This is a genomic window from Exiguobacterium sp. EA-TM-5, from assembly GCF_053878415.1.
On sequence record NZ_CM132670.1, the window covers coordinates 3059151 to 3083448 of the forward strand.

Here is a 24298-nt window from a genome sequence, read left to right on the forward strand (position 1 = left end):
CGGAGCCATCGGGGGTCTTTACTGTGCGATTTGTTTGTAAAAAGCAATCTCTTCATCTTGTCCTTCTTCCACGGCTCGAAAGAATTCCGCGAAGTATGCATAGAGTACGGTACGTTCTTCATACGTCGGTCTAGCTTGACGAATGACGGAAAATGCAAGATTTCGTAACTGACGCTTCGTCCGTCGATGTGTCGGTAGTGCATGGAACTGACGAGTGAATGAACGATAAACATCTGCAATCAAAGCTTCATGTCCTTCAAAATAGGATTTATCCATTAATCATGATCTCCTTTCTCATGTTGTTGTCCTACTATCTTCTACGGCATTCCGAGATAAAAGTTTCATCTTAAGTGAGATTTCTCACAAATGATATAGAACTTACTATAACAAGCTTTCTAAAATGATTCAACATCCAAACTATTAAGTTTCATTAAGGATTTCCAGCTCTTTTGTAAAGTATCTTATATTGATTCTAACGCACTACAATCGATATAAAAACGGTCTGAGTCCCGGAATGAGACTCAGACTCGCGACGGACATTAATCTGCTTGGACCGAAATATGTTGGAAATGTTTGACGTCGAATAATCCACTGTCGGTCAGTTTCAACTCTGGAATGACGGGCAAACAAAGGAACGACATCGTCAAATACGGATTGAAAGAACGATCGGCTTCTAACACATCGAGCGCATCATTCAACGCTTCGAGTGTATCTCCGACTTCTTGGAACGGACGATTCGTCATCAACCCAGCGATTTCGAGGGGTAACTCAGCAAGGACCTCTTGACCGTTGACAGCAATGACACCGCCACCTGCTTGAACGAGACGTTCTGCAGCGAGTTGCATCTCTTCATCCGATGCGCCGACGATGACGAGATTGTGCGAGTCATGAGCAACGGTCGCGGCAATCGCTCCCCGTTTCATCTTAAAACCTTTGACAATACCGACTGCTGAGAAGGCTGTCCCGTGATGACGTTCAATGACAGCGATCTTCAATAGATCCTGCTCTGGAACAGGGACGAAATGTCCGTCTTGAAGCGGGACGTCAAGAATCAAATGTTCCGTGACGATGCTTTTCGGAATGACTCCAATGACATGGGCACGTGATGATTCAAGCGGAAGTGCAAACACTTCCGGCGTAATCGGTTTCGTATTCAATGTTCCACGTAAGGATTCCGGGACATGCGCACGTCGCACTGGTCGAATCGTCTTCCCTGCTCGCGCGACACAGTTCCCTTGAATATAGACCTCGTCAATCACGACGTCATCTGCATCCGATAGTACAACGAAGTCCGCTCGACGTCCCGGTACGATGGCTCCACGATCGTCCAGACGATACGCATTCGTCGCGTGTAAGGACGCCATTGCATACGCTGTTTCGCGTTTAATTCCATGACGAATCGCATAGCGGATGTTGTAATCAATCGTTCCTTCACGCAATGTATCGTCCAGATGCTTATCATCCGTACAGAAGAGGAAACGACTCGCATTGCTTTCTGTCACGGCATCGAGTACTTCTTTTAAGTTTCGAGCTGCCGAACCTTCGCGTACCTCAACATATAGACCGCGACGTGCTCGGGCAATCGCATCCTCCTTACTGACAGACTCATGATCCGTTCGAATCCCAGCGACACCATAAATATTGATCTCGCGTGGTCCGAGTCCTGCTGCGTGACCATCGACGAGTTTTCCTGCGTCTTCAATTTGTTTGATTTTTTGAAGCATGTCACGATCAGCTCGTTCGACAGCCGGATAATCCATGACTTCTCCTAAACCGTGGACACCAGGATGATCGACGAACGCCGCAAGTGCTTCCGCGTCAAGCGATGCCCCTGCATGTTCAAACGAAGTCGCTGGTACACAGCTCGGTAACATCATGCGGACATCAAGTGCGAGTCCTTCAGCATCATCTAGCATGAAGGATAATCCTTCCACTCCTTTAACGTTTGCGATCTCATGCGGATCCGCGATGATCGTCGTCACTCCTAACGGTAAAATTGCTTGCTCATACTCACTCGGTGGTACCATCGATGATTCAATATGGACATGGGCATCGACGAAACTTGGCGCGATAAAGAGACCCTCTCCCGGACGATTCTCGATTCCTTCGTATCCTTCCCCGACAGCAGCGATATAGCCTGAATCAATCGCTACATCCGCTGTATAGGTCTCACGTGTCATGACATCAATGACTGAAATATTCTGATAGACGACGGCCGCTTTCTCTTTTTTCGCAGCAATCGCTATCAATCGTTCGCGCACTGTTTGTTCCATCCTGTCTCCTCCTGTTGTAAGCGTATTTTTACCATCTTACAATTAGTTTGGAAGCTGTTGCAATTTATTTTTTGTAACGTCAAGATGAAAGAGTATCGATTTAATGTCTGAGGGGGAAAAACGTATGAAGTATCGTGTGGGTTCACTTATTCCAAACGTCGATCCATCTGTTTATTTAGCGGATGGATCAAAGGTCATCGGCGAGGTTTCAATCGGGAAAGACTCATCCGTCTGGTTCAATACAGTCATCCGGGGAGACGAAGGTCCGATTCAAATCGGGGAACGTGTCAACATTCAAGATGGTTCGATGATTCATCAGTATGAAGGGTATCCGACCATCATTGAAGATGAGGTGACGATTGGTCATATGGCGATGATTCATGGCGGAATCATTCGAAAAGGAGCATTGATTGGGATGTCGGCGACGATTCTCGATGAAGCTGAGATCGGAGAAGGTGCATTCGTCGCTGCAGGGAGTCTTGTTCCACCAAAAATGAAAGTGCCAGCAGGAGCGATGGTCATGGGTGTTCCAGCAAAAATCGTACGGGATATCAGTGATCATGATCGCTTTATCATGGAACGCACAGTACGAAAATACGTCAAACGAGGTCAACAATACGCATCGAGTTGCGAGGTCGTTGAAGAGGATTTGACAAGTTTGTGAGAACGTTTACAAAGTTCACGGGTTCTTAACACCTCCCCTCTTCCGTCTTTACAATTCTTTCGTACACTAAGGATGTAAGAGATGAATCAAGACACAGAGAGGGGATTTTATATGATTCCAGTATACGAAGAACGCATCATGTCTGATTTATTTTCATCTACGAATAACCCAAGTTACGGTTTGCCGACGTTACCGGAAACGGAAACAGATTGGTTGACAGTCGAGGTTCAAGCACGTATCGTTAAAGATGCCGAGCACCGCCTTGGAACATTAAACCGAGAGGAAGAACGTGTATGATTCAGCAACGCACTGTTCGCGCTTGGCTCGCTAGTCGCATCAAAAAATAATTTAATCACTTGATTACGTATTTTCCAAAACGATATAGCGCGTCAGCGCGCATTCAAAAAGAGCCGAAGCGGATTCCCGCCTCGGCTCTTACTCATTATTTTGAGATCAATCCTTCTTCAATTAAGAAATCACGCGCAACTTTTTCAGGGCGCTGTTTCTCAACGTCTGCTTTGTAATTCAATTCTTGCATCTTTTCATCCGTAATTTTATCCTTCAATGTATTGAGGACTTTTTTCAGTTCTGGATGCTCTTCGAGTGTTTCTTGACGAACAAGTGGTACTGCATAATATGGTGGGAAGAATTTCTTATCATCTTCTAGTACCGTCAAATCAAATTTTTGCAACAAACCATCTGTTGAGAAACTATCGATGACGTTTGTCCGACCATTCGTCAGTGCTGTATAACGAAGTCCCCCATCTACGGGTTGTACATCTTTGAATTTCATGTCTGGGTACTTTTTCTTTAGACCAAGATAACCGTCTTCACGGTTTGCGAACTCGATTGTTGATCCGAGAATCAAACGATCACTGACTTTTGACATATCGGATACTGTCTTCAAGTCATATTTTTTGATATCTTCTTTTGTCATGGCAAGAGCGTACGTATTATTGAACCCGATTGGGTCAAGAACGTCGACTTGGCTTTTCTCAGGAATCATCTTCCCGACTTTTGCATAGACTGTTTCCGGATCCGTCTCGACTTTTTGCTTCAGAACATCAATCAACAAGGTTCCGGTATACTCGACGTACGCATCAATTTCACCTTTTTCAAGTGCCCCATAAGCGACTTTCGTCCCCCCAAGATTCAACTGACGTTCGACTTGTAAATCTGTCTTATCTTCGATTAAATCTGCTAACATATTTCCGAGAATCAATTGCTCCGTAAAGTTTTTCGACCCGATGACGATCTTATCTTCCTTGAGGAAAGAGTAAGCGACCGTACCACCGATCAATAGGAAGACGATACTCGAAATCGCAATCTTACGTCCAGCTGGCATCGCTTTCCGGCGCTTCCGTGCTTTATTCTTGATTCGACCATCTGCAAGTGGAATCCCGTTCGGTGCCACCGAATATTCAATCCGGCTGACGACAAAGTCGATGACGAGTGCTAAAATACCAGCTGGAATCGCTCCGGCAAGAATCTGATTATTATCGACGGTCTGAATACCCGAGAAGACGAGGTAACCAAGACCACCGGCACCGATGAACGCGGAAATCGTCATTAAACCAACGGCTGTAACAGCGGAAATCCGAATCCCTGCCATCATGATCGGCAAGGCAAGTGGAATCTGGACTTTACTGAGAATTTGACGATCCGTCAAACCAATTCCTTTGGCTGCTTCGAGCGTATCCCCTGGAATACTCGACAGACCGGTATAGGTATTTTTGACGATTGGCAATAGTGAATAGAGTACGACCATGATGATCGCTGGTGTTGATCCGATACCGATGAACGGAATCAAGAAACCGAGTAAAGCAAGACTCGGAACCGCTTGAACAACGCTCGTCAATGCGAGGACCGGCTTTGCAAACTTTTGATAGCGGGTGATTAATATCCCGATTGGAATCCCAAGGACGACAGCGATGACGACGGCAAAGACCGTCAACTGTAAGTGCTCAAGCAATAAGTCACCGATCTGATCGGTGTTGTTTTTTACATAATCAAAGAATCCGTTCATTGGACTTCCTCCTCATGAATGAATTGCTCACTCAGGACGGAAAGTAAGCTACTACGTGTAATCAATCCTCTTAGTTTTCCAGTCGCATCCGTTACCGGAAGATAGCCTGTCTCTTCCTGATTCATGACCTCAAGGACATCGAGTAACGAATCATGTTCATTGACGGCAATGATTTCACCTTCCATGACTTCTTCGATCCGTTGACTCTTATCGGGAATCGTCTGGATGTTCTTCAACTTAATTAGACCTTGTAAGACACGGTCACGATCGGTGATCAACAGGCTGTCGACTTTTCGACCGCGCATGATTTCAATTCCTTGTAGCAACGTTCGTTTGCCACTGATTGAAACCGGATCCTCGATCATGATATCTTCTGCCTTGATGAATTCTGGACTACTCCAGATTTTATTTTTCCCGATGAACGATTCGACATATTCATCTTTTGGATGACGGAGAATCTCTTCTGGCGTATCGAACTGAACGATTTCCCCGTCACGCATGATACATATCCGATCCGCTAACTTGATCGCTTCATCCATATCATGGGTGACGAAAACGATCGTCTTTTTCACTTCTTCTTGTAAGTTAAACAATTCTTCTTGTAGATCGTTACGAGTAACAGGATCAAGTGCACTGAACGGTTCATCCATCAAAATGACATCTGGATCGTTCATCAAAGCTCGCGCGAAACCGACACGCTGTTGCTGCCCACCACTGAGTTCGCTCGGGTATCGATCGATGAATTGCTTTGGATCAAGTCCGACCATCGTCAATAATTGTTCTGTCCGTTGATCCATCTCATCGTGATCTTTCCCCTCAAGTCCCGCAATCAACTGGATGTTTTCCCGGACCGTCATGTGAGGGAACAAACCTGTTTGTTGAATGACATATCCCATATGACGTCTTAATTCGATCGTATCCGTCTTCATGATATCCTTCCCATTGACTAAAATCGTTCCTGAAGAAGGTTCGATCAGTCGATTGATCATCTTAAGTGATGTCGTTTTCCCACAGCCACTTGGTCCGATGAAGACAACGAGTTCACCCTTTTGAATCTCGAGCGATAAACCTTTCAAGACAACATTATCCTTGAACTGCTTACCGACGTTTTTGAATTCGATCATTCCTTCTCACTCCTTTTTACTATTTCCATATATTATGATTTCCCAAAAAGATTACGGTTTAAACAAATTTTCTGTAATTTAGTTTTATTTCTTTGTAAAACGGGAATTTGTTAGTTCTTTTTTAAAAATAAAGGGAATACCTTAATAAAGAGTACTCATAAAGCATGTTTTTGATGAAGGAGGTATCAGACGATGAACATCAAGAAACCCACCATCATGATGATCGGATTGCTTCTCCTTAGTCCATTTTCGATTTCTTCACAGGTTGATGCAGCGAGCTCTACGTTTGTGACAAAAGGAACGACGACACAAAAAGTCGTCGCATTGACGTTTGATGACGGTTCAGACGGAACGAACATTTCAAAAATCTTAAGTATCTTAAAAAGTAACCAAGTGAAAGCAACTTTCTTTTTAACAGGCAGTGGCACAGCCAACCATCCCCAATCGATTAAGAACATCACAACCGCTTCTCCTACACACCAAATCGGCAATCACTCCTATTCACATCCGGATTTCACGACATTAACAGCAAGCCAAATGACGAGTGAATTATCTCGGACTGAATCGCTCATTCGATCCTTGACCGGAAAAACGACGAAACCGATTTTCCGGGCGCCGTTTGGTGCAAGCAACAGTAACGTGTTAAGTGCCGTCGGAGCCGCAGGATATACGAAAACAATTCAATGGAATATTGATACGACGGATTGGAAGGGCATTTCTTCAACAGCTATCTTGGATCGTGTGTTACCAAAAGTCGTTCCTGGTTCGATCATTCTGATGCATACCGGCGCTGGTGCGAAAGGAACACCGACCGCCTTGCCAACGATGATTTCGAAACTTAAAGCAAAAGGCTATTCGTTCGTCACGATTTCGGAATTACTCCGTTCACCGACTCCAACGGGTACGACGTATACCGTTAAAGCGGGCGATACACTCTATTCGATTGCCCGTAAATACAACGTCTCAGTCTCTGCCCTTGCGAGTGCGAACAACATCACGAACTGGAATCTATTGAACGTCGGTCAAGTCTTGAAAATCCCGACAACGACTTATACGGTTAAAGCCGGTGATACACTTTACTCGATTGCAACACGCTACGGCGTTACGGTCACGGCATTGATGCAGGCGAACGGTATCACGAATCCGAATCTCATCCTCGTAGGACAAGTCTTAAAAATCCCGAAATGAATATTTTGATAGCAACAAAAAAACGATTCCTCTCACTTATGAGAAGAACCGTCATATGTCGCATTCATGAAACCGACGTGATGGCGTCGGTTTTTTTATCTTTCACCGCTTGACCCTTATCTCTTATGACTCTGATCGGACCCCGTTAATCCCAAGATCACACTGAATCAAATCCGCATACGTTTGTCGGCGGACGGCTTCGCGGGATTCCCCGTCCCGGACGAAGACAAGCGCCGGACGTAAGAACTGGTTGTAGTTGCTTGCCATCGAGAAGTTGTATGCCCCTGTTCCAAACACAGCGAGCGTATCGCCACCATTCGGTTCAACCAACTGCGCTTTTTCAGCGACAAGATCACCTGATTCACAAGCTGCTCCGACGACCGTCACTTCCGTCGTCTCCCCCTTCATCCGGTTCGCGATGACCGTCTCATAGACTGCCCCATAAAGTGCTGGACGAATGTTATCCGTCATCCCACCATCGACGGAGAGATACGTCCGAACGCCTTCGATTTCTTTGATTGCTCCGACCGTATAAAGTGTCGTGCCTGCATTCGCGACGACCCAGCGTCCTGGTTCGATACCGATTCGTGGACGTTCGATACCAAGTCGCTCCGTTTCCGTATCGATCACGTCCATGACGCGTGCAATCGTTGCTTCAAAATCAAGCGGTTGATCGTCCTGTGTGTAGGCAATTCCGAATCCACCGCCAACGTTGACTTCGCTGACCGTAAAACCATGATGGGCACGAATCGTTTCAACGAAGCTCATCATCGTCCGAGCCGTCTGTTCGAAAAGTGACGGATCTTGAATTTGCGAACCAACATGACAATGGATGCCGATTAATGACAGATGTTCTGATGCTAAAATCGCTTCGATCGCATCTAAGTAATCTGATGCATGCGTCGAGAAACCGAATTTCGTATCGACACCACCTGTCTGGATTTTCGCATGTGCCCCACCGATGACTTGTGGCACGATCCGAATCAAGACATGAACCGTTTGACCGGCTTGTGCCGCGATCGCTTCGAGTTGTGCAATCTCTGCAAAGTGATCGATGACGATTCGTCCGACACCTTCCTCAACGGCATACTGAAGATCAGCCGTTGATTTATTCGAACCATGGAAATAGATTCGTTCTGCTGGAACACCCGATTGACGGGCGATGAAGAGCTCCCCACCTGTGACGACGTCAATTCCGAGACCATGACGCACAACTTGTTCGTATACAGCACTGACAGTCAGTGCTTTTGAAGCGAAGGAAGCATAAGTATTTGGATACTTATCAAGGAAGTGTTCCCGGACGGTCGCCAGTCGATCCGTCAGCTCCCGTTCTGCCATCACGTACAACGGTGTTCCGTACTGTGCTGCAAGATCGGTCGCTGCGACACCATCGATGTGCAACGCATTGTTTTCTTTTGTCAGGTATTGACTTCCATACATAATAAGTTCCTCCTTATAGATACTGATGCGTCAAACGCCACGACCGGGCACACATCTGCTCTGAGTTATTCGCTGCTCCTGTCCGAGTGATGTCATCAATTTCAACGCCATCCCCGTATAGCACGACTTCGTCTCCGACCTCAACCGTCCCATCGACGGCGACGAATGTATGACTCATGAATAGTTTATTGATGACGGGATAAGGCTTCCCTTGAATGTGAACCGGTAAAGCGGCACGTCCACGGACGACACCGTCCCCATATCCGACTGGTAAGATAGCGATCCGCATCGGTTCCGTACTCGTAAAGTTCGTTCCGTATCCTACATGTTCACCCGGTCTGATTTCGCGAATTTCAACGACTTCGGTCGTCATTCGAAGTGACGGCACGAGCCAGTCCATCTTTTCGATCGGCGAATAACCGAACAAGAAAATTCCGGGACGAACATAGTTACAAAACGCGAGACGCGGATCGTGTTTGACAATCGTCGCACTGTTTTCCGAATGGATATACGTAAACGTATGGCGCTTTCGTAACACATCCGCAATGGCAACAAAACGTTCAACTTGCCCATCATGATCCGCATCCGGTTCGTCGGCAAGCGGAAAGTGTGTATATAAACCTGTTAAAGCGATTGAGTCGGCTTGCACAAGCGCAAGGACAGCTTCCGCTTCCTGAAGCGAACTGACACCAAAACGGTTCATCCCGACGTTGATCTTCAAATGTAACTCGATTCCCTGCAGCTGTTCACTGTTTAGGGCGAGCCATTCTAGCGATGAGACACCGAGTGCAATTCCGAAACGTCGTGCTGTTTCAAAATCCTCCGTTGGATTCATCACCAGTACATAACTGTCTGGAAAATTCGTTTTGATTTCAATGGCTTCGTACAACTCGGCGACAGCAAAATGATGAACATCAGACGCCATCAGCGTCTCGACCATCTCAAGCATACCTAAGTTATACGCATTGTTCTTGACCACGGCGAAAATACGTTTACGTGACCGAGCGAAGACCGATGCGACATTCTGTCGCACCGCCTTCCGATCGATCGTGACGAGTGTACGCGTCGTCATTCCGCGACAGCTGGTGTCACATACGTCAACCAGTCCGCATATTGCGGCAATTGACCTGTGACGGCTTGACGATAAAGACCGAGCAACTCATCAGCGACGTTCCGTGTTCCGCCATTGATCGAGATATGATCGATTTCACCGACACTCGTGATTTCAGCAGCTGTTCCTGTTAAGAAGATCTCATCAGCGACATACAACTCGTCGCGTCCGATATGACGTTCAACAACAGGATAGCCTTGGTCTTGTGCCAAGCGGATGATGACTTGGCGTGTAATACCGTCGAGTACTGAACAATCGAGCGACGGTGTATGAATCGTTCCGTTTTTCAGAAGGAAGAGGTTCGCAACACTCGCTTCACTGACGTTTCCGTTCATGTCGAGTGCGATTGCTTCATCAAATCCATCACGAATCGCTTCACCTTTTAAAAGTTGTGAGTTCATGTAGTTAGCAGCCGCTTTCGCTTGCATCGGCATCATCGTTGATGAGACACGGCGGTATGATGCGACTTTGGCACGAATGCCGGCACCTTTATCGAAGTATTCCCCAAGCTCCCAGCAAGAGATTCCGACATGAACTGTCGTATCTTTCGCCATCAATGCTTGCCATGGCGTACCGAGGAACACGAATGGACGGATGTAACACGATTCAAATCCGTTTTTCGCAACCAAATCAATCGTTGCTTGAACAAGTTCGTCGACAGTATACGGAATCGTGACATGATAATACGCACAACTGCGGAAGAGACGTTCGATATGTTCCTTCAATTGGAAGATCGCCGGTCCGTCCGGTGTTGCGTATGCACGAATTCCTTCAAAGAATCCACTACCATAGTGAATCGCATGTGACATGACGCTTGTGTTTGCATCTTTCGGATCATGAAAAACTCCATCTAACCAAATTGCTTCTCCATACTGTGTATCCACTGCCATGTGTTTTCCTCCTCTTCGACGTCAATCAGAGTGAACGTAAATCATCCACCAATTGCGTCTTCTCTTCTGTTTTCGCATCTTTCTGTTTGATGACACGTGCAGGTGTTCCAGCAACGACACTTCCAGCAGGTACGTCTTCTGTGACGACACTACCAGCAGCGACGACGGCATCTTTACCGACTTTGACGCCTTCAAGAATGACTGCATTTGCACCAATCAAGACACCGTCTTCAATGATGACAGGTGTTTTTGAAGGTGGTTCGAGGACACCCGCGACCACGGCACCTGCGCCAACATGAACGTTTTTCCCAATCGTCCCACGTGCACCGACGACAGCGTTCATATCAATCATTGTACCATCTCCGATTGATGCACCGATATTGATGATGGCACCCATCATGACGACCGCGTTATCACCGATAACGACATGATCGCGAATCCAAGAGCCTGGCTCGATACGCGCATTCAAGTGACGTGTATCAAGCATTGGTACCGCACTGTTGCGACGGTCATACTCCACGTGAACATCCGTGATGCGATCTGAATACTTTTCTAAGAAAGTAGACGCAAGTCCTGCATCTGCGAAGAAAATCTTTGATTCATCTGATCCAAATGCTGTTGCACCTTCGATCGTCAAGCCTGCCAAATCGCCGTTGACGTAAAGTTTAACAGGTGTTTGTTTTTTAGCATCTTTAATGAATTTAGCAATTTCGTAAGCATCAGTGAGTAACATGTGAATCCTCCTGTGTGTAGAGCGTCTCTAATGTATAGAGTCCCGCTGTTTTTTGAATGAGTGCTTCAGCTGCTTTGATTGCACCAGAAGCAAATACTTTTTTCGATAACGCCGTATGTTTGATTTCAATCAATTCGTCGACACCGGCGAATAAGACTTCGTGTTCTCCAAAGATCGTTCCGCCGCGCATCGCGTGCATCCCGATTTCGTTCGTCTCCCGCTTCTGCCGCGTTTGCGACCGGTCATACACCGGTGTCACGTTACGCGCTGTCTGAATCGTTTGCAACAGCAACTCGGCTGTTCCGCTTGGCGCATCGACTTTTTGATTATGATGTTTCTCGAGCAATTCGATATCATACGCCCCTGCTAGTGGCACGAGTGTCTTTAACAGTTGCTGGACCATCGCGATACCGTACGACATGTTGTACGACTGAAAAATCGGAATTTCTTTCGCAGCATCTTGGATCGACGCAAGTTCTGCTTCAGAAAAACCAGTCGTTGCGATAACGAGTGGCGTTTTTGTCGCTAGTCCATAAGCGAGTAGATCCGGTAGCAAACTCGGATGTGAAAAGTCGATGATCGCATCAACTTTCTCTGACATCTCTGTTAGCTCCGCGTATGAAGAAATCGTATCGGATGACTTCGTCCGGTCAACGATTGCAACAACACTTTGTGGCGCTAGTTCGACGACATACTGTCCTGTCGCACCATAACCGTGTAACGCGAGTTTCATCGAACCACTCCTTTGTAAGCATGCATCGTTTCGAGTAAATGCGCGTGACCCGCTTCCGATTGACGGACGAGCGGCAAGCGCGGCGCACCAACTGCAAAACCAAGTTCTTCAAGCGATGCTTTGACTGGAATCGGATTGACGTCACTGAACAAAGCACCGATGACTGGTAACAAGTCGGCTTGAATCCGACGCGCCGTCACGAGATCTTGTGCCAGTAAGGCTTCAGCCAGCGCTTGTGTCTCTGCCGGGTACGGATTCGAGAGGACTGAGATGACACCTTGTGCGCCCCATGCCATGTACGGCAGGATTTGATCGTCATTTCCACAGAAGACCGCGAAGTCTTCCGGAATCGCTGCCATCAGTTCTCCCATGAAGCTGACGTCTCCACTTGCTTCCTTAAAGGCTTGAATCCGTGGATGACGTGCTAACGTCACCGCTGTATCGACAGCGATTGCGACGCCAGTTCGTGATGGAACGTTGTATAGCATGATCGGCAATTCTGTTGCATCGGCGACTGCCGTGAAGTGCGCGACGAGACCGGCTTGTGATGTTTTATTGTAGTAAGGTGTGACGAGCATCGCTGCGTCCGCACCGAGACGTTCTGCAAGTAATGTCTTCTCGATCGTTGCTGCCGTGTTGTTCGAACCCGTTCCAGCAATGACCGGTACGCGTCCTGCCGTGATTTGAACGGCAGTCGTCAGAAGTTGCTCGAATTCAGCATTCGTTAAGGTCGACCCTTCTCCTGTTGTACCCCCGACGACAAGCGCCTGAATACCTGCTGCGAGTTGTTGCTCGATCAAGCGTTCAAATACGTGTAGATCTAACTCGCCTGCTTCATTAAATGGTGTAACGAGCGCTGTACCTGCTCCTTTGAACATGAAGAACTCCTCCTTTGTTATGAATGAATCGACTGTTCGATCGCTTGACGTGCGACTTGCACGGCATTTGACGCAGCACCTTTTCGGATATTGTCGGCGACACACCAGAGATGGAATGTGTTCGCAAGACTATCATCTTGTCGAATCCGTCCGACGTAGACATCGTCCGTTCCACTTGCATCGAGTGGCATCGGGTAACGCGTGTTTGCGACATCATCAACGAGGACGACGCCTGGTGCACCTTCTAACGCTTCACGGATGGCTTCAACCGTCGTCGGTTGCGTAAACGTAACGTTAATCGCAACCGAGTGAGAATTCGTGACTGGAACACGAACACACGTCGCACTGACCGGTAATGCTGGAAGATTGAAGATTTTCCGTGTTTCGTCAATCATCTTCTGCTCTTCTTTCGTATAACCGTTTTCTAGGAACACGTCGATATGCGGCAAGATGTTATCGTGAATCGGATGCGGATAATTGACGGGTTCTTCTCCGCGTGCCCCGCGTGCCAAGTCCTCGATCCCTTTTTGACCTGAACCAGATACAGCCTGGTACGTCGTATAGTTAACACGCTCGAATCCCAGTGACTGGAGTGGCGCTAATGCAACGACCGATTGAATCGTCGAACAGTTCGGATTCGCAATCAAACGGTCTGTCGTTTGAATCGCTTGTGGATTGACTTCTGGTACGACGAGCGGAATCGTCTCCTGCATCCGGAAAGCACTTGAATTATCAACGACGAGTGTTCCGTTTTCAGCTAATAACGGTGCATATTGCTCACTGATCGTCCCGCCCGCCGCAAACAACGCAACGTCGATCCCGTCTTCCGTGATACTTGGTGTCAGTGCTTGGATCGTAATGTCTTCTCCCTTGAACTGTACCGTACTCCCTGCTGAACGAGCAGAAGCGTAAGCGGACAAGCGGCTGACCGGGAAGTCCAGTTCTGCTAGTACTTGTAACATTTTTTGACCGACAGCGCCGGTTGCTCCGATGACTGCTACATGATACATCCTGTTCTCCTCCTTATAACTCGAACGCGTTTGCAATCGCTGCAACCGTTCGTTCAATGTCTGCTTGTGCAATCGTGTATGAGATACTAATTTCTGATGTCGTAACTTGATAGAACGGAATATTCTCTGCTCGGAAGATTGCGAACAACTTCGAAGCAACACCTGTTGCATCCCGCATCCCGATTCCGACGACAGATAATTTCGCGTGTTGGTTATGACGGTCGACCTTCACTGTCGTAAAGCGATCCATGATATCTTTTAAGGCTTCATCGAGAAATTCTTCCTCATCGAGTGGACATGAGAACGATAAGAAAATGTCACTGTCGAACGTCGTTTGACTGATCATATCGATGTTGACGTGGCGATTGGATAACAGTTCGAAGATATCGGCTACTGCTGCATTTGTTTGCGGTACGTGTTTGATTGACACCGTCAAGACGTTCTTCGTGACGCTGACACTCGTCACCGCTTTTTGTTCCATTGTTTCCGTCGCTTCCATGATCCATGTTCCCCTTTTCGATTCAAGTGTTTTCCCGACGAAGATGTGCACGCCGTATTTTTTTCCTAACTCGACACTCCGCATTTCCATGACCTTCGACCCGAGGGCGCTCATCTCCATCATCTCGTCATATGAGATGTAGGGAATCGGTTGAGCCGCGGCATGGATCCGTGGATCAGCAGTATAGACACCGTCGACATCAGTATAGATTTCACAGCGTTTATCAAGGACTGCTGCTAAGGCAACTGCCGTCGTATCCGATCCGCCTCGTCCAAGTGTCGTCACGTCACCAAGTTCGTTGACACCTTGGAAACCGGCAACGATGACAACATCGTACGTTTCGAGTTTTTGTCGTAATAGATCTCCATCGATCTGTTTGATCTTACTTTTCGTATGCACACCCATCGTGCTGATCCCTGCTTGTGCGCCTGTTTGCGATAACGCCTTGACGCCGAGTGAGTTGAGGGCGATGCTGAGTAATGAAATCGTCTGTTCTTCTCCGATGGCAAGCAGCCGATCGAGTTCTCGCCGCTCAGGGCGATCCGTGATGGCTTGCGCCTGAGCGATCAAAGAATCTGTCATCTTGCCCATCGCCGATACGACGACGACGAGTTTTTCACCTTCGGCTGCGCGACTCTTCAAATAATTCGCAATAGACTGAATCTGTTCGACAGTCGCAACCGAGCTTCCACCAAATTTAAGTACAGTTGTCACAATCCTATCTCCTTTGTCCCGATACAGAAAAAAACGACGGGCCGGTAGGAGCGTTCCTACGGCCCGTCGTTATCACGATCGGACAAACGAAGACAAAGTCATTCGTTCTTTTACGTAAGATAGCGCTCCGAAACATCGGTTTCGGCAGTACAACGGATCTTAACCGTTGTACCAGCAAACAAGAGTAAGCATCTTCTCGTTCACTTCGGCGGACTTCCCCTTTCACATCATTCGGCATGCTTGCCTTCAAGAATGATGCTACTCATGTCATCCGCGCCTCTATCTGTCGGTTGTTAGTTACAGTTATAGCAGACATCTTTTGTTAAATCCAGTCATTTGGCTGATTTTTTTCAAAATTCGTCAATTTGCAAGATGTTGTTTGGCAATTTCGAGTTGCTCTGAAACAGCAGCAAACCCTGTACCGCCGTAGCTTGTCCGGCGTGCAACTGCTTGAACCGGATCGAGGAGCGGATAAACGTCTTCTGTGATATTAGGATGGAATGTTTGATACGTCTCGAGGTTCAAATCTTTCAAGAAACAGCCATTCTGTACACAGTAAAGGACAGCCTTCCCAACGATTTCATGTGCTTCCCGGAATGGTATGCCTTTCGTCACAAGGTAGTCGGCGAGTTCCGTTGCATTCGAGAAGTCTTGCATTGTCGCCTTCTTGAGCGCTTCGGTCTTAAACGTCGCGGATTCAATCATTCCGGTAAAGATTTGAACGGACTGAAGGACGGTATCTGCAGTATCAAAGACCCCTTCTTTATCCTCTTGCATGTCTTTATTGTAAGCGAGTGGTAATGCCTTCATCGTCGTCAAGAAGCCCATCAGATTACCGTAGACACGCCCTGTTTTCCCACGAATCAATTCAGCGAAATCCGGATTTTTCTTTTGTGGCATCATGCTCGATCCTGTCGAAAAGGCATCGGACAACTCGATGAAGCCAAATTCTTGCGACGCCCAGATGATGATCTCTTCACAAAAACGTGATAGATGCATCATGACGGTCGAGGCAATCCCGAGGTATTCGATGACAAAGTCCCGATCGGAGACGGCGTCTAAACTGTTCGGATAGATCGACTCAAACCCGAGCAACTCCGCAGAACGGAAACGATCAATCGGGAATGTCGTCCCGGCGAGCGCTCCTGCACCAAGCGGTGATTTCCGGATTCGTTTTTGGTTGTCCGTCAACCGTTCGACGTCACGTTCGAACATCCAGAAATACGCAAGCAAGTGATGGGCAAGAGAGATGGGTTGCGCCCGTTGCAAATGTGTATAACCCGGCATGACCGTCTCGATATGTTGTTCAGCTTGTTCCGTGATGACCGATTGGAGCTCACGCAATGCCGTCGTCAATGCTTCGACATGTTGCTCCATCCATAGATGCAAATCGGTTGCGACCTGGTCGTTTCGACTCCGTGCCGTGTGCAGTTTACCTGCGACTGGACCAATCTGTTCCGTCAATAGACGCTCGAGATTCATATGAATGTCTTCATCTGCTAGCGTATACACATGATCCGCTACTGTCGCTTCCAGTTGCTTTAATCCTTGCTCGATTTGCGTCCATTCGTCTTGAGCGAGGATTCCTTGTTCACATAACATCTGCGCGTGAGCGAGACTCCCTTTCAAGTCGACACGCGCTAACTTTTGATCGAACGTGATCGATGCTCCGAAGGCTTCCGCTTGAGCGGAAGCACTTTCCGTAAAACGTCCACCCCAGAGTTTGGTCATTTCGTCACACCCGCCTGACGATGTACGCTCGCATGCGTCGAAACAGCAAGACCGTGTAATTTGATGAATCCTTTTGCAGCTTCATGATCAAACGCATCTTCTTTCGTGTACGTGGCAAGCTTCTCATCATAAAGCGAGACAGCAGACTGACGACCTGTCACGGTAGCATTTCCTTTGAACAACTTGACCCGAACTTCTCCTGTGACGTCCTGCTGTGTTGCTGTCAAGAACGCTTTCAGACCTTTCGTCAATGGTGCGTGGAAGAGACCGTTATAAATCGTTTCTGCATATTGTTTGCTAAGCAACGGTTTAAAATGCGCGACGTCTTTCGTCAATGTGATCGTCTCGAGTGCGGCGTGTGCTTTCAGTAAAACAGTCGCGCCAGGGCACTCGTACACTTCACGTGATTTGATTCCGACGAGACGGTTCTCGACGTGGTCAATCCGTCCGACACCATGCGCCCCAGCAATGATGTTCAGTTCCGTGATCAGTTTCGCGAGTGGATACGTCGTGCCGTTAATCGAAACTGGAACTCCTGCTTCAAAGCCGATGATGACTTCTTCCGCCTGATCTGGAGCGTCTTCTGGTGCTACCGTCAACGCGTAAGCATCTTGTGGTGGTTCTGTCCAAGGGTTTTCTAAGACGCCACACTCATTACTCCGTCCCCAAAGATTCATATCGATCGAGTAAGGGCTGTCGAGGTTGATTGGAATCGGCACATTGTTTTCTTTCGCATAGGCGATCTCTTCTTCCCGTGACCACTTCCACTCCCGAACTGGTGCGATGACTTCGAGTGATGGATCAAGTGCTGCGACCGAAACTTCGAACCGGACTTGGTCGTTCCCTTTTCCGGTACATCCGTGTGCGACAGCCGTTGCACCATATTCATGCGCGACTTCGACGAGCTTTTCTGCGATTAACGGACGCGAAAGCGCTGAAATCAACGGATAGGCATTTTCATAATGCGCCCCATATTGAAGTGCTGGTAAGACGAAATCTTTTGCAAATTCTTCTTTCACATCGAGAACGATCGATTCAATCGCACCGACGAGAAGTGCCTTTTCTTTGATGACAGTTAAATCCTTTCCTTCACCGACGTCCATACATAATGCAATGACGTCGTAGTCCTTGCTCAACCATTTGATGGCTACTGATGTATCGAGTCCCCCAGAGTACGCTAAGATCAATTTTTGTTTCGACATGTATAATTCCCTCCTGGTTTTAAATTCATCTGTCTGTATAAAAATTCATTATGAATTATATATATACATAGAAAACAAAAAAAAGAAACCCTTTTTGCAGGATTTCTTTCAAAATTGATTACATTTTCTTCTCCATCGTCCGGTGCGGGATACCTGCATCGTCGAATTCATCGGAGACGATTGTATAGCCCAGCCCTTGATAAAATGGGATCGCTTGAACTTGCGCACCGAGCGTTAGCAATTGTTTACCTTCACGACGTGCGACACGTTCCATCGCCTGCATCAACTCGCCACCGTATCCTTTTCCTCGCGCTGTTGAAAGCGTCGCGACACGCTCTACCTTCATGCGTTGGTCGTCATATGGACGTGTGCGCCCCGTCGCGACTGGACGGCTCTGCTCATCTAAGACAAGCAGATGAATCGCTGTCTCATCGTGTGTATCGTATTCAAGATGGCGTGGTACACCTTGTTCCTCAACGAAGACACGTTCACGAATCATCCGAACGGCTTGATGTTGTTCTGCTGTACGTACTTGAATGACTGTCATAACTGATATTCCTCCCGTAATCGATCGACATATGCCATCGCATCATCCCGATTCGTAAATTGCGCTTGTGCTTGGATCGCACTTCCACCGCCGCGTCCATTAAATGATTGGACATGTGATTTGGCGAATTTTCCGAGATGTGGTTCACCTGGACTACTCATTAATAACTTATTCGACGTTTCGTTCCAAACGACACCAATGCGTCCCGCTTCTTGAATCACTTTAGCGAGTTGCTCAGAAACCTTGATTTCTTCATCTAGATGTTCAAACACAAGAATCCCTTCTTGTTGTTCTAGAGCGTTAGCAAGTGTGAGAGCAGCAAGCTGCTCTTGCGCTTGTTCGACTTGTTTCGTGAATCTTTTCTGATCGTCCTGTAACGCTTGGACGGCTTCTAGGATCTGAACTGGTTTAATCGATAAGGCTTGCGCCGCTTCCCGCAAGGCATGGCGTTCTGCTTGCAGAAGTTGATAAGCCCGTTCTTTTGCAACATAAGAAAGACGAATGTTCCCACGAATTCGTTCGACTCCAGTAAAGAGAATTAACTCGAGCTGTGCCGTTGAATCAAGATGCGTCCCACCACAGGCACTATAATCGAGTGTGCCGATTTGAACAACTCGAATCCGTCCCTCAACTTGTGGTGTCTTCCGTAATGGTAATTGAAGTGCTTCCGCCTCATCATACTCTGTCGCCGTGATCGGCAACCCTTGTTCAATCACTTGACGTAATCGTCGATCTAACTGTTCTTGTTGCACAGCTGTCCATTCGGATGTCTCGATATCAAGCGTCGAAACCTCACTTCCCGTCCGAAAGCTGAGTGTTTTGATCTGAGACTCATCTTGTAAAATCGCAGAGATGACATGTTGCGCCGTATGCTGTGCTGCATGGTCGATCCGGACAGCATCATCCACGATCCCTGTGACGTCACCTGTAAGTGGCGTCGCCAGTTGATGCCAGACGACACCGTCTTCGATTTCAACGTCAAGGACAGGTTGATCGTTTAAAGTACCACGATCCGCTGGTTGTCCACCGCTCTCCGGATAGAAGTAACTTTTCTCTAAAGCAACCCAATATCCATCTACTTGTTTTGTCGTGCGAATGGATGTCTGAAAGGTTCGGACATCGGATTCTATTTGTTCGGGGCGCATGCCTCGACCACCTTTCTCTGTCAGTTTCACTCTGTATTATGCCATATTTCATCCAGAATCGTTTGTCGGCTTGGCTTTTTCCTAGTACACTAGATGAAAGACTACCGATCGCGAAGGGACGAAATGCCGTGATTCAGCATATCAATAAAAATTCACCACTCCCCATTTACTATCAAATCGAAGCTGCCTTAAAACAACAAATCGAAAGCGGTGTTCTTCAACCTGGCGATCTAATTCCGTCCGAGCGCGAATTTGCGGAAGCACATCAAATTAGCCGAATGACGGTCCGGCAAGCCATTTCAAACTTGGTCAACGCCGGTTACTTGATTCGTCAAAAAGGACGTGGAACATTCGTCGCGAACAAAAAAATCGTCATGCAACTATCGGGATTAACAAGTTTTTCAGAAGAGATGGAACATCTCGGACTTGAGCCAACAAGTGCGCTTCTCTCCTATCAAATCATCGACGCCTCGATGACGATTGCGAATAAGCTCCGGATTCGCGAAGGGGCATCGGTATATGAATTAAAACGTTTACGAATCGCCGATGAGCAAGCGCTTGCTCTTGAGACCGTCTACATCCCGGAACAACTCCTACCCGGACTCGATCAAGACGTCGCGACCGCATCGCTCTATGCCTTTGCTGAAGCGAGCGGATTAAACCTCGGACGCGCGAGTCAAACGTTCGAATCACGTCTCGCGACGAAGGAGGAAGCAGGTCATCTTGGTCTATCGACCTCTTCGCCCGTCCTATCCGTCGAGCAACTAACGTATCTCGCGACGGAACAACCATTTGAATACGTCATCTCCGCTTACCGGGGAGACCGATATACCTTCACAGTCGAAATGGAACGTCAACGCTAAAAATCCCCTTGTATCGTCGTATAGTGACGATACAAGGGGATTTTTAGTGTGTATTACTGTGCAGGAACGGCTTCTGTCTCCGTCACTGGTTCTTCTGTCGTACTTTGTGCTGGGTCTGTATCTTCCTTGATCGGTTCGACTTCTTGACCTTGCATCGCTTTTGCTAAGTTACTTTTCACTTGCTCCAATTGATTCGGATCGAGATGGTATTCCCATTTCCCGCTGATCCCGATGTAGCCTTCTCCAGCGAGTTGATACTCCGTCGTATTCCGTAATGCTGCTGTGAAGTCTGCTAAGCGTGTGTAATCATTCGGACCTAAGTTCGTTTCGACGTTATCACCGACAGCATCTAAAATATCACGGTATGCACTGAGGGAACGGAAACTTGCCGCTTCTTTGGCGACCGCTTGAATGACTTGCATCTGTTTTTGTCCGCGTCCGATATCCCCAAGCGGATCGTCATGACGGTTCCGGACATAAGCCAGTGCCTGTTCCCCTGTTAGATGTTGCATCCCTTTATTGACGGTGACGGTACCTGCTTTACGTTTAGAGTCTTGCTCTTTGAACGCATAACGCACATCAATGTCGACGCCATCCAACGCATCGATCAATTGAACGAATCCTTGGAAATTGACTTTGACGACGTGATCGATTTGAATGCCAAGTAGGTTTTCTGTCGTTTCGCGCGCTAATTTAATCCCATTGTACGAATTCGATTTATCCATCGAACCGAAATAATGCGCATGTGTGATTTTATCTTGCTCGACACCTGTCTTGCCATACGGGACATCATATTTCGAATAATCAATGTTCACAAGCGAATCACGCGGTATACTCGTCAACACTAATTGTTCCGTTTTTTTATTTAAAATTCCGACGATCATGACATCCGATCGTGCCGGTTCATTGCGTTCTTTACTTTTTTTCGTTTCATCCGTTCCAAGAATCAAGAACGATTCAGACGGTACATCATCATATTTAGAGCTCACTTTTGAGCCGGGAATCTTAATTTGCGTCTTTGCCAATGTTTCTTGCGTTTTAATAAAAACAGCTCCAGCGTAACCAGAACCGATGATTGTGACAAGCAGGACGAGTGCAGCGACGACTTTCATGAACATCTTGCCAGCACTTGGCTGTCTCTTTCGTGCGGATCGCGTTTCCATCATGTAAACCCTCATTTTCATGTAAATTTTCCGTAAAGTTCGCTAATCTCCATTATCCGTACATTTAATGAAATGTCAATTTACGTTTCGATTAAAGAAATCGAATAGAATCGTTGTACTGAAGAAATCCTTGATTCCGAGTGCTTCGCATCATGAGAAGGAGTGGTTCCGCTATATGTCATAATGATTCCATTCTGTCAAAATAATAAATCGCATGAGACTAGGCTCAACAGAATCAGAAAAAGAGATCGAGTCAATCCAAAGATTGTCTCGATCTCTTTTGATTCATTGCTCTCTAACGTCATACTTTCATGAAATTCAGATAAGCTGCTCGTCCTGTACGTTTAGCGTCATCTGACAATAAAGAAGCGGCTTCTTCATCCAAGATCACCATGACATCGGCATGACGTTTGAGAACGGTCGCTGGACAATCCGTCGTCGCGATGCCTTCCATCATATCACGGACTGCTTCCGCCTTTCGTTCACTTGAAGCGACGAGAAGGATCTTTTTCGCCTCCATGATCGTGCCAATTCCCATCGTGATGGCTTTTGTCGGTACTTCTTCGAGTCGATCAAAGAATCGTTGGTTCGCTTCTCGTGTCGACTCTGTCAATTCTGTTACGTGTGTTTTAGCATCGAACGGTGTACCTGGTTCATTGAAGGCGATATGTCCATTTGCTCCAATTCCGAGTAATTGGATATCGATTCCCCGCTCCCGGACGAGCGCCTCATATCGCTCACTTTCACGAACCGAATCTTCCGTATTCCCAATCGGTAAGAATGATTCTTTAAAGGCAACATCCTTGAATAGATGCTCTTGCATGAACGTGTGGTAACTTTGTGGATGTTTCGGACTAAGACCGACATATTCGTCTAGGTTGACCGTCGTCACATGTCGACAGTCGAGTGAGTCCTTCCGCCATTCTTCATAAACGCCGACTGGTGAACTGCCTGTTGCAAGTCCTACTGTTAACCCTTCCGGATGGCGCTCAATTTCCTGTTTCAAAAATTGATAGGCCACCTGTGCTAATTCTTCTCCCTTTTCTACGATCATCCATTTCATGAGGTAGACTCCTTTCCGTTCGTGATCCGGTATCGCGTACCACGATGAATCGTTTCTTGAATGCGTAATCCCTCGTCGAGCAACACGATATCCGCATCCTTACCGACCGAGAGACTTCCCTTTTGTGTCAATTGAAGCTCTCTTGCCGCATTGACCGATGTCATGCGGACGGCTTCTTCGAGCGTACAACCTGTAAAGGCGATGATGTTTCGTAAAGCAGCGTCCATCGTCAGGACGCTTCCGGCTAAACTGCCGTTCTCAAGGCGTGCCGCACCGTCTCGAACGAATACAGCCTGCCCTCCTAACTCATATTCACCGTCTGCTAACCCTTTCGCACGCATCGCATCCGTGATGACGATCAATTGATCTGCGCCCTTCATCCGATAGGCGAAATCGACCATTTCCGGTGCACTATGAATCCCGTCCGGAATGATCTCGGCATAGACTTCCGGCGTCAAGAGACAATACCCGACCGTTCCCGGTTCGCGGTGATGAAGTGCACGCATTTGATTGTAGAGATGGGTACCATGCGTGACATGACCCGCTTGGTTTTGGGCATACGTCGCGTCCGTATGTCCGGCAGACGGAATTGCACCCGTTAATCGCACTGCCTCCTCGAACGCACGCGCACATGGACGTTCTGGGGCATAGGTCACGAGTTTGATCGTGTTGCCAGCCGCTTCTTGCCATTTCAGGAACTGTTCGACATCCGGCTCGACGATATGTTCGTGCGGTTGCGCACCCGCATAATCCGGGTTGATGAAAGGTCCTTCGAGATGAACACCGACGATCGTCGTATCGTCTTGTGCTACGACTTCTCGGACCGTCTCAAGTGCTCGTGTGATGTTTGCCCAATCTTGGGTAATCGTCGTCGCTAAGAAGGATGTCACGCCTTCTTGTAACATCTGATGACTGAAGTCACGAAGACTATTCGCATTCCCATCCATGACATCGACATCATATCCCCCATGAATGTGTACATCGATCATTCCAGGGATGAGCGATTGATGCTGCGCATCGATCATCTCTTCTCCTACAATCGTTTTAAATTCCGACATCAAACCAACCGCCTCGATCGTTCGACCGTAACGAATGAATCCATCCTCGATCGTCTGCTCTCCCGTATAAATCCGGGCGTTGATGATTACTGTCATCTGTCGTCATCCTTTCTCTATCCGTTCCGTGACTTGATTCCGTATTTAGTATAACGCGATTAACTATAGTTGTATAGACCTTTGTACATTTCGGTGAATTTTAAAAAGGACGATCCCGTTTGTCCGCAGACAAAGGGTCGCCCTTTC

The 24298-nt window shown here is 47.4% G+C and carries 23 protein-coding genes and 1 riboswitch; of the genes, 4 read left to right on the plus strand and 19 right to left on the minus strand.

The window, feature by feature from the left end; translation table 11 throughout:
- Positions 1 to 18 precede the first annotated feature (18 nt).
- Positions 19 to 276, minus strand: coding sequence for a hypothetical protein (locus ACV3PA_RS16055; protein WP_053452309.1), 258 nt, complete (start codon positions 274 to 276; stop codon positions 19 to 21).
- Between the two features lie 263 nt (positions 277 to 539).
- On the minus strand, positions 540 to 2273 hold the full coding sequence (gene ade, locus ACV3PA_RS16060; RefSeq protein ID WP_456125217.1) for an adenine deaminase: 1734 nt from the start codon (positions 2271 to 2273) through the stop codon (positions 540 to 542).
- Positions 2274 to 2397: 124 nt separating this feature from the next.
- Between ade and ACV3PA_RS16065 the strand changes: the two genes are divergently transcribed.
- Together ACV3PA_RS16065 and ACV3PA_RS16070 are read left to right on the plus strand one after the other, a co-directional pair.
- Positions 2398 to 2937 carry a gamma carbonic anhydrase family protein gene (locus ACV3PA_RS16065; RefSeq protein WP_456125218.1) on the plus strand — a complete coding sequence of 180 codons (540 nt, stop codon included), beginning with the start codon at positions 2398 to 2400 and terminating at the stop codon, positions 2935 to 2937.
- Positions 2938 to 3048: 111 nt separating this feature from the next.
- Positions 3049 to 3234 carry a hypothetical protein gene (locus ACV3PA_RS16070; RefSeq protein ID WP_456125219.1) on the plus strand — a complete coding sequence of 62 codons (186 nt, stop codon included), beginning with the start codon at positions 3049 to 3051 and terminating at the stop codon, positions 3232 to 3234.
- 145 nt (positions 3235 to 3379) lie between these two features.
- Here ACV3PA_RS16070 and ACV3PA_RS16075 read toward each other — a convergent pair whose 3' ends face one another.
- A complete protein-coding gene (locus ACV3PA_RS16075) occupies positions 3380 to 4963 on the minus strand; it encodes an ABC transporter permease/substrate-binding protein (protein ID WP_456125220.1) in 1584 nt (527 codons plus the stop codon).
- Positions 4960 to 6087 (minus strand): ABC transporter ATP-binding protein, encoded by a 1128-nt coding sequence (locus ACV3PA_RS16080; RefSeq protein WP_053452313.1) that lies wholly within the window; start codon positions 6085 to 6087, stop codon positions 4960 to 4962. The genes ACV3PA_RS16075 and ACV3PA_RS16080 overlap by 4 nt, the downstream gene beginning before the upstream one ends.
- Positions 6088 to 6279: 192 nt before the next feature.
- On the opposite strand from ACV3PA_RS16080, the gene ACV3PA_RS16085 reads away from it, so the two are divergent.
- Positions 6280 to 7275, plus strand: coding sequence for a LysM peptidoglycan-binding domain-containing protein (locus ACV3PA_RS16085; protein ID WP_456125221.1), 996 nt, complete (start codon positions 6280 to 6282; stop codon positions 7273 to 7275).
- A 123-nt stretch (positions 7276 to 7398) separates the two neighbouring features.
- On the opposite strand, the gene lysA is transcribed toward ACV3PA_RS16085, so the two are convergent.
- The 12 genes from lysA to ACV3PA_RS16145 form a co-directional block, all read right to left on the minus strand.
- Positions 7399 to 8715 (minus strand): diaminopimelate decarboxylase, encoded by a 1317-nt coding sequence (gene lysA / locus ACV3PA_RS16090; RefSeq protein ID WP_456125222.1) that lies wholly within the window; start codon positions 8713 to 8715, stop codon positions 7399 to 7401.
- Between the two features lie 13 nt (positions 8716 to 8728).
- Positions 8729 to 9787 (minus strand): alanine racemase, encoded by a 1059-nt coding sequence (gene alr / locus ACV3PA_RS16095; protein WP_456125223.1) that lies wholly within the window; start codon positions 9785 to 9787, stop codon positions 8729 to 8731.
- A complete protein-coding gene (locus tag ACV3PA_RS16100; protein WP_029340775.1) occupies positions 9784 to 10716 on the minus strand; it encodes a branched-chain amino acid transaminase in 933 nt (310 codons plus the stop codon). Before ACV3PA_RS16100 ends, alr begins: the two co-directional genes overlap by 4 nt.
- 25 nt (positions 10717 to 10741) lie before the next feature.
- Positions 10742 to 11449: a 2,3,4,5-tetrahydropyridine-2,6-dicarboxylate N-acetyltransferase gene (gene dapD, locus ACV3PA_RS16105; RefSeq protein WP_410502478.1), complete on the minus strand. Its 708-nt coding sequence runs from the start codon at positions 11447 to 11449 to the stop codon at positions 10742 to 10744.
- The gene (dapB, locus tag ACV3PA_RS16110; protein ID WP_456125224.1) at positions 11436 to 12182 is read right to left on the minus strand and encodes a 4-hydroxy-tetrahydrodipicolinate reductase; all 747 of its coding nucleotides are present in this window, start codon (positions 12180 to 12182) and stop codon (positions 11436 to 11438) included. The genes dapD and dapB overlap by 14 nt, the downstream gene beginning before the upstream one ends.
- Positions 12179 to 13060: a 4-hydroxy-tetrahydrodipicolinate synthase gene (dapA, locus tag ACV3PA_RS16115; protein ID WP_456125225.1), complete on the minus strand. Its 882-nt coding sequence runs from the start codon at positions 13058 to 13060 to the stop codon at positions 12179 to 12181. The genes dapB and dapA overlap by 4 nt, the downstream gene beginning before the upstream one ends.
- Before the next feature lie 17 nt (positions 13061 to 13077).
- Positions 13078 to 14070: an aspartate-semialdehyde dehydrogenase gene (locus ACV3PA_RS16120; RefSeq protein ID WP_456125226.1), complete on the minus strand. Its 993-nt coding sequence runs from the start codon at positions 14068 to 14070 to the stop codon at positions 13078 to 13080.
- A 13-nt stretch (positions 14071 to 14083) separates the two neighbouring features.
- Positions 14084 to 15283, minus strand: coding sequence for an aspartate kinase (locus ACV3PA_RS16125; RefSeq protein ID WP_456125227.1), 1200 nt, complete (start codon positions 15281 to 15283; stop codon positions 14084 to 14086).
- A 112-nt stretch (positions 15284 to 15395) separates the two neighbouring features.
- Positions 15396 to 15573, minus strand: a riboswitch (Lysine riboswitch).
- Between the two features lie 70 nt (positions 15574 to 15643).
- A complete protein-coding gene (gene argH, locus ACV3PA_RS16130; protein ID WP_456125228.1) occupies positions 15644 to 17014 on the minus strand; it encodes an argininosuccinate lyase in 1371 nt (456 codons plus the stop codon).
- Complete coding sequence (locus ACV3PA_RS16135; protein WP_456125229.1) at positions 17011 to 18216, minus strand: argininosuccinate synthase; 1206 nt, start codon at positions 18214 to 18216, stop codon at positions 17011 to 17013. The genes argH and ACV3PA_RS16135 overlap by 4 nt, the downstream gene beginning before the upstream one ends.
- Before the next feature lie 118 nt (positions 18217 to 18334).
- The gene (locus ACV3PA_RS16140) at positions 18335 to 18763 is read right to left on the minus strand and encodes a GNAT family N-acetyltransferase (protein WP_029340768.1); all 429 of its coding nucleotides are present in this window, start codon (positions 18761 to 18763) and stop codon (positions 18335 to 18337) included.
- Complete coding sequence (locus ACV3PA_RS16145; RefSeq protein ID WP_456125230.1) at positions 18760 to 19908, minus strand: alanyl-tRNA editing protein; 1149 nt, start codon at positions 19906 to 19908, stop codon at positions 18760 to 18762. Before ACV3PA_RS16145 ends, ACV3PA_RS16140 begins: the two co-directional genes overlap by 4 nt.
- 128 nt (positions 19909 to 20036) lie before the next feature.
- Here ACV3PA_RS16145 and phnF point away from each other — a divergent pair, with 128 nt between their 5' ends.
- A complete protein-coding gene (phnF, locus tag ACV3PA_RS16150) occupies positions 20037 to 20771 on the plus strand; it encodes a phosphonate metabolism transcriptional regulator PhnF (protein WP_456125231.1) in 735 nt (244 codons plus the stop codon).
- A 53-nt stretch (positions 20772 to 20824) separates the two neighbouring features.
- Here phnF and ACV3PA_RS16155 read toward each other — a convergent pair whose 3' ends face one another.
- The 3 genes from ACV3PA_RS16155 to nagA all read right to left on the minus strand — a co-directional run bounded on the left by ACV3PA_RS16155 (position 20825) and on the right by nagA (position 24151).
- Positions 20825 to 21937 (minus strand): LCP family protein, encoded by a 1113-nt coding sequence (locus ACV3PA_RS16155; protein ID WP_456125232.1) that lies wholly within the window; start codon positions 21935 to 21937, stop codon positions 20825 to 20827.
- 298 nt (positions 21938 to 22235) lie between these two features.
- Positions 22236 to 22997, minus strand: a complete 762-nt coding sequence (nagB, locus tag ACV3PA_RS16160; protein WP_456125233.1) for a glucosamine-6-phosphate deaminase — start codon at positions 22995 to 22997, stop codon at positions 22236 to 22238.
- On the minus strand, positions 22994 to 24151 hold the full coding sequence (gene nagA, locus ACV3PA_RS16165; protein ID WP_456125234.1) for an N-acetylglucosamine-6-phosphate deacetylase: 1158 nt from the start codon (positions 24149 to 24151) through the stop codon (positions 22994 to 22996). Before nagA ends, nagB begins: the two co-directional genes overlap by 4 nt.
- Positions 24152 to 24298: the final 147 nt, after the last annotated feature.

Bases quoted from the DNA above. Each gene is read 5' to 3' on its own strand.
- ACV3PA_RS16120 (WP_456125226.1), bottom strand. From the start codon at position 14,070: ATGTATCATGTAGCAGTCATCGGAGCAACCGGCGCTGTCGGTCAAAAA.
- ACV3PA_RS16070 (WP_456125219.1), top strand. From the start codon at position 3,049: ATGATTCCAGTATACGAAGAACGCATCATGTCTGATTTATTTTCATCT.
- alr (WP_456125223.1), bottom strand. From the start codon at position 9,787: ATGACGACGCGTACACTCGTCACGATCGATCGGAAGGCGGTGCGACAG.
- ACV3PA_RS16080 (WP_053452313.1), bottom strand. From the start codon at position 6,087: ATGATCGAATTCAAAAACGTCGGTAAGCAGTTCAAGGATAATGTTGTC.
- ACV3PA_RS16135 (WP_456125229.1), bottom strand. From the start codon at position 18,216: ATGTCGAAACAAAAATTGATCTTAGCGTACTCTGGGGGACTCGATACA.
- ACV3PA_RS16085 (WP_456125221.1), top strand. From the start codon at position 6,280: ATGAACATCAAGAAACCCACCATCATGATGATCGGATTGCTTCTCCTT.
- dapD (WP_410502478.1), bottom strand. From the start codon at position 11,449: ATGTTACTCACTGATGCTTACGAAATTGCTAAATTCATTAAAGATGCT.
- ACV3PA_RS16145 (WP_456125230.1), bottom strand. From the start codon at position 19,908: ATGCGCCCCGAACAAATAGAATCCGATGTCCGAACCTTTCAGACATCC.
- ACV3PA_RS16055 (WP_053452309.1), bottom strand. From the start codon at position 276: ATGGATAAATCCTATTTTGAAGGACATGAAGCTTTGATTGCAGATGTT.
- nagA (WP_456125234.1), bottom strand. From the start codon at position 24,151: ATGACAGTAATCATCAACGCCCGGATTTATACGGGAGAGCAGACGATC.
- argH (WP_456125228.1), bottom strand. From the start codon at position 17,014: ATGACCAAACTCTGGGGTGGACGTTTTACGGAAAGTGCTTCCGCTCAA.
- dapA (WP_456125225.1), bottom strand. From the start codon at position 13,060: ATGTTCAAAGGAGCAGGTACAGCGCTCGTTACACCATTTAATGAAGCA.
- lysA (WP_456125222.1), bottom strand. From the start codon at position 8,715: ATGTATGGAAGTCAATACCTGACAAAAGAAAACAATGCGTTGCACATC.
- dapB (WP_456125224.1), bottom strand. From the start codon at position 12,182: ATGAAACTCGCGTTACACGGTTATGGTGCGACAGGACAGTATGTCGTC.
- ACV3PA_RS16155 (WP_456125232.1), bottom strand. From the start codon at position 21,937: ATGATGGAAACGCGATCCGCACGAAAGAGACAGCCAAGTGCTGGCAAG.
- nagB (WP_456125233.1), bottom strand. From the start codon at position 22,997: ATGAAATGGATGATCGTAGAAAAGGGAGAAGAATTAGCACAGGTGGCC.
- ACV3PA_RS16075 (WP_456125220.1), bottom strand. From the start codon at position 4,963: ATGAACGGATTCTTTGATTATGTAAAAAACAACACCGATCAGATCGGT.
- ACV3PA_RS16065 (WP_456125218.1), top strand. From the start codon at position 2,398: ATGAAGTATCGTGTGGGTTCACTTATTCCAAACGTCGATCCATCTGTT.
- ACV3PA_RS16140 (WP_029340768.1), bottom strand. From the start codon at position 18,763: ATGACAGTCATTCAAGTACGTACAGCAGAACAACATCAAGCCGTTCGG.
- ade (WP_456125217.1), bottom strand. From the start codon at position 2,273: ATGGAACAAACAGTGCGCGAACGATTGATAGCGATTGCTGCGAAAAAA.
- ACV3PA_RS16100 (WP_029340775.1), bottom strand. From the start codon at position 10,716: ATGGCAGTGGATACACAGTATGGAGAAGCAATTTGGTTAGATGGAGTT.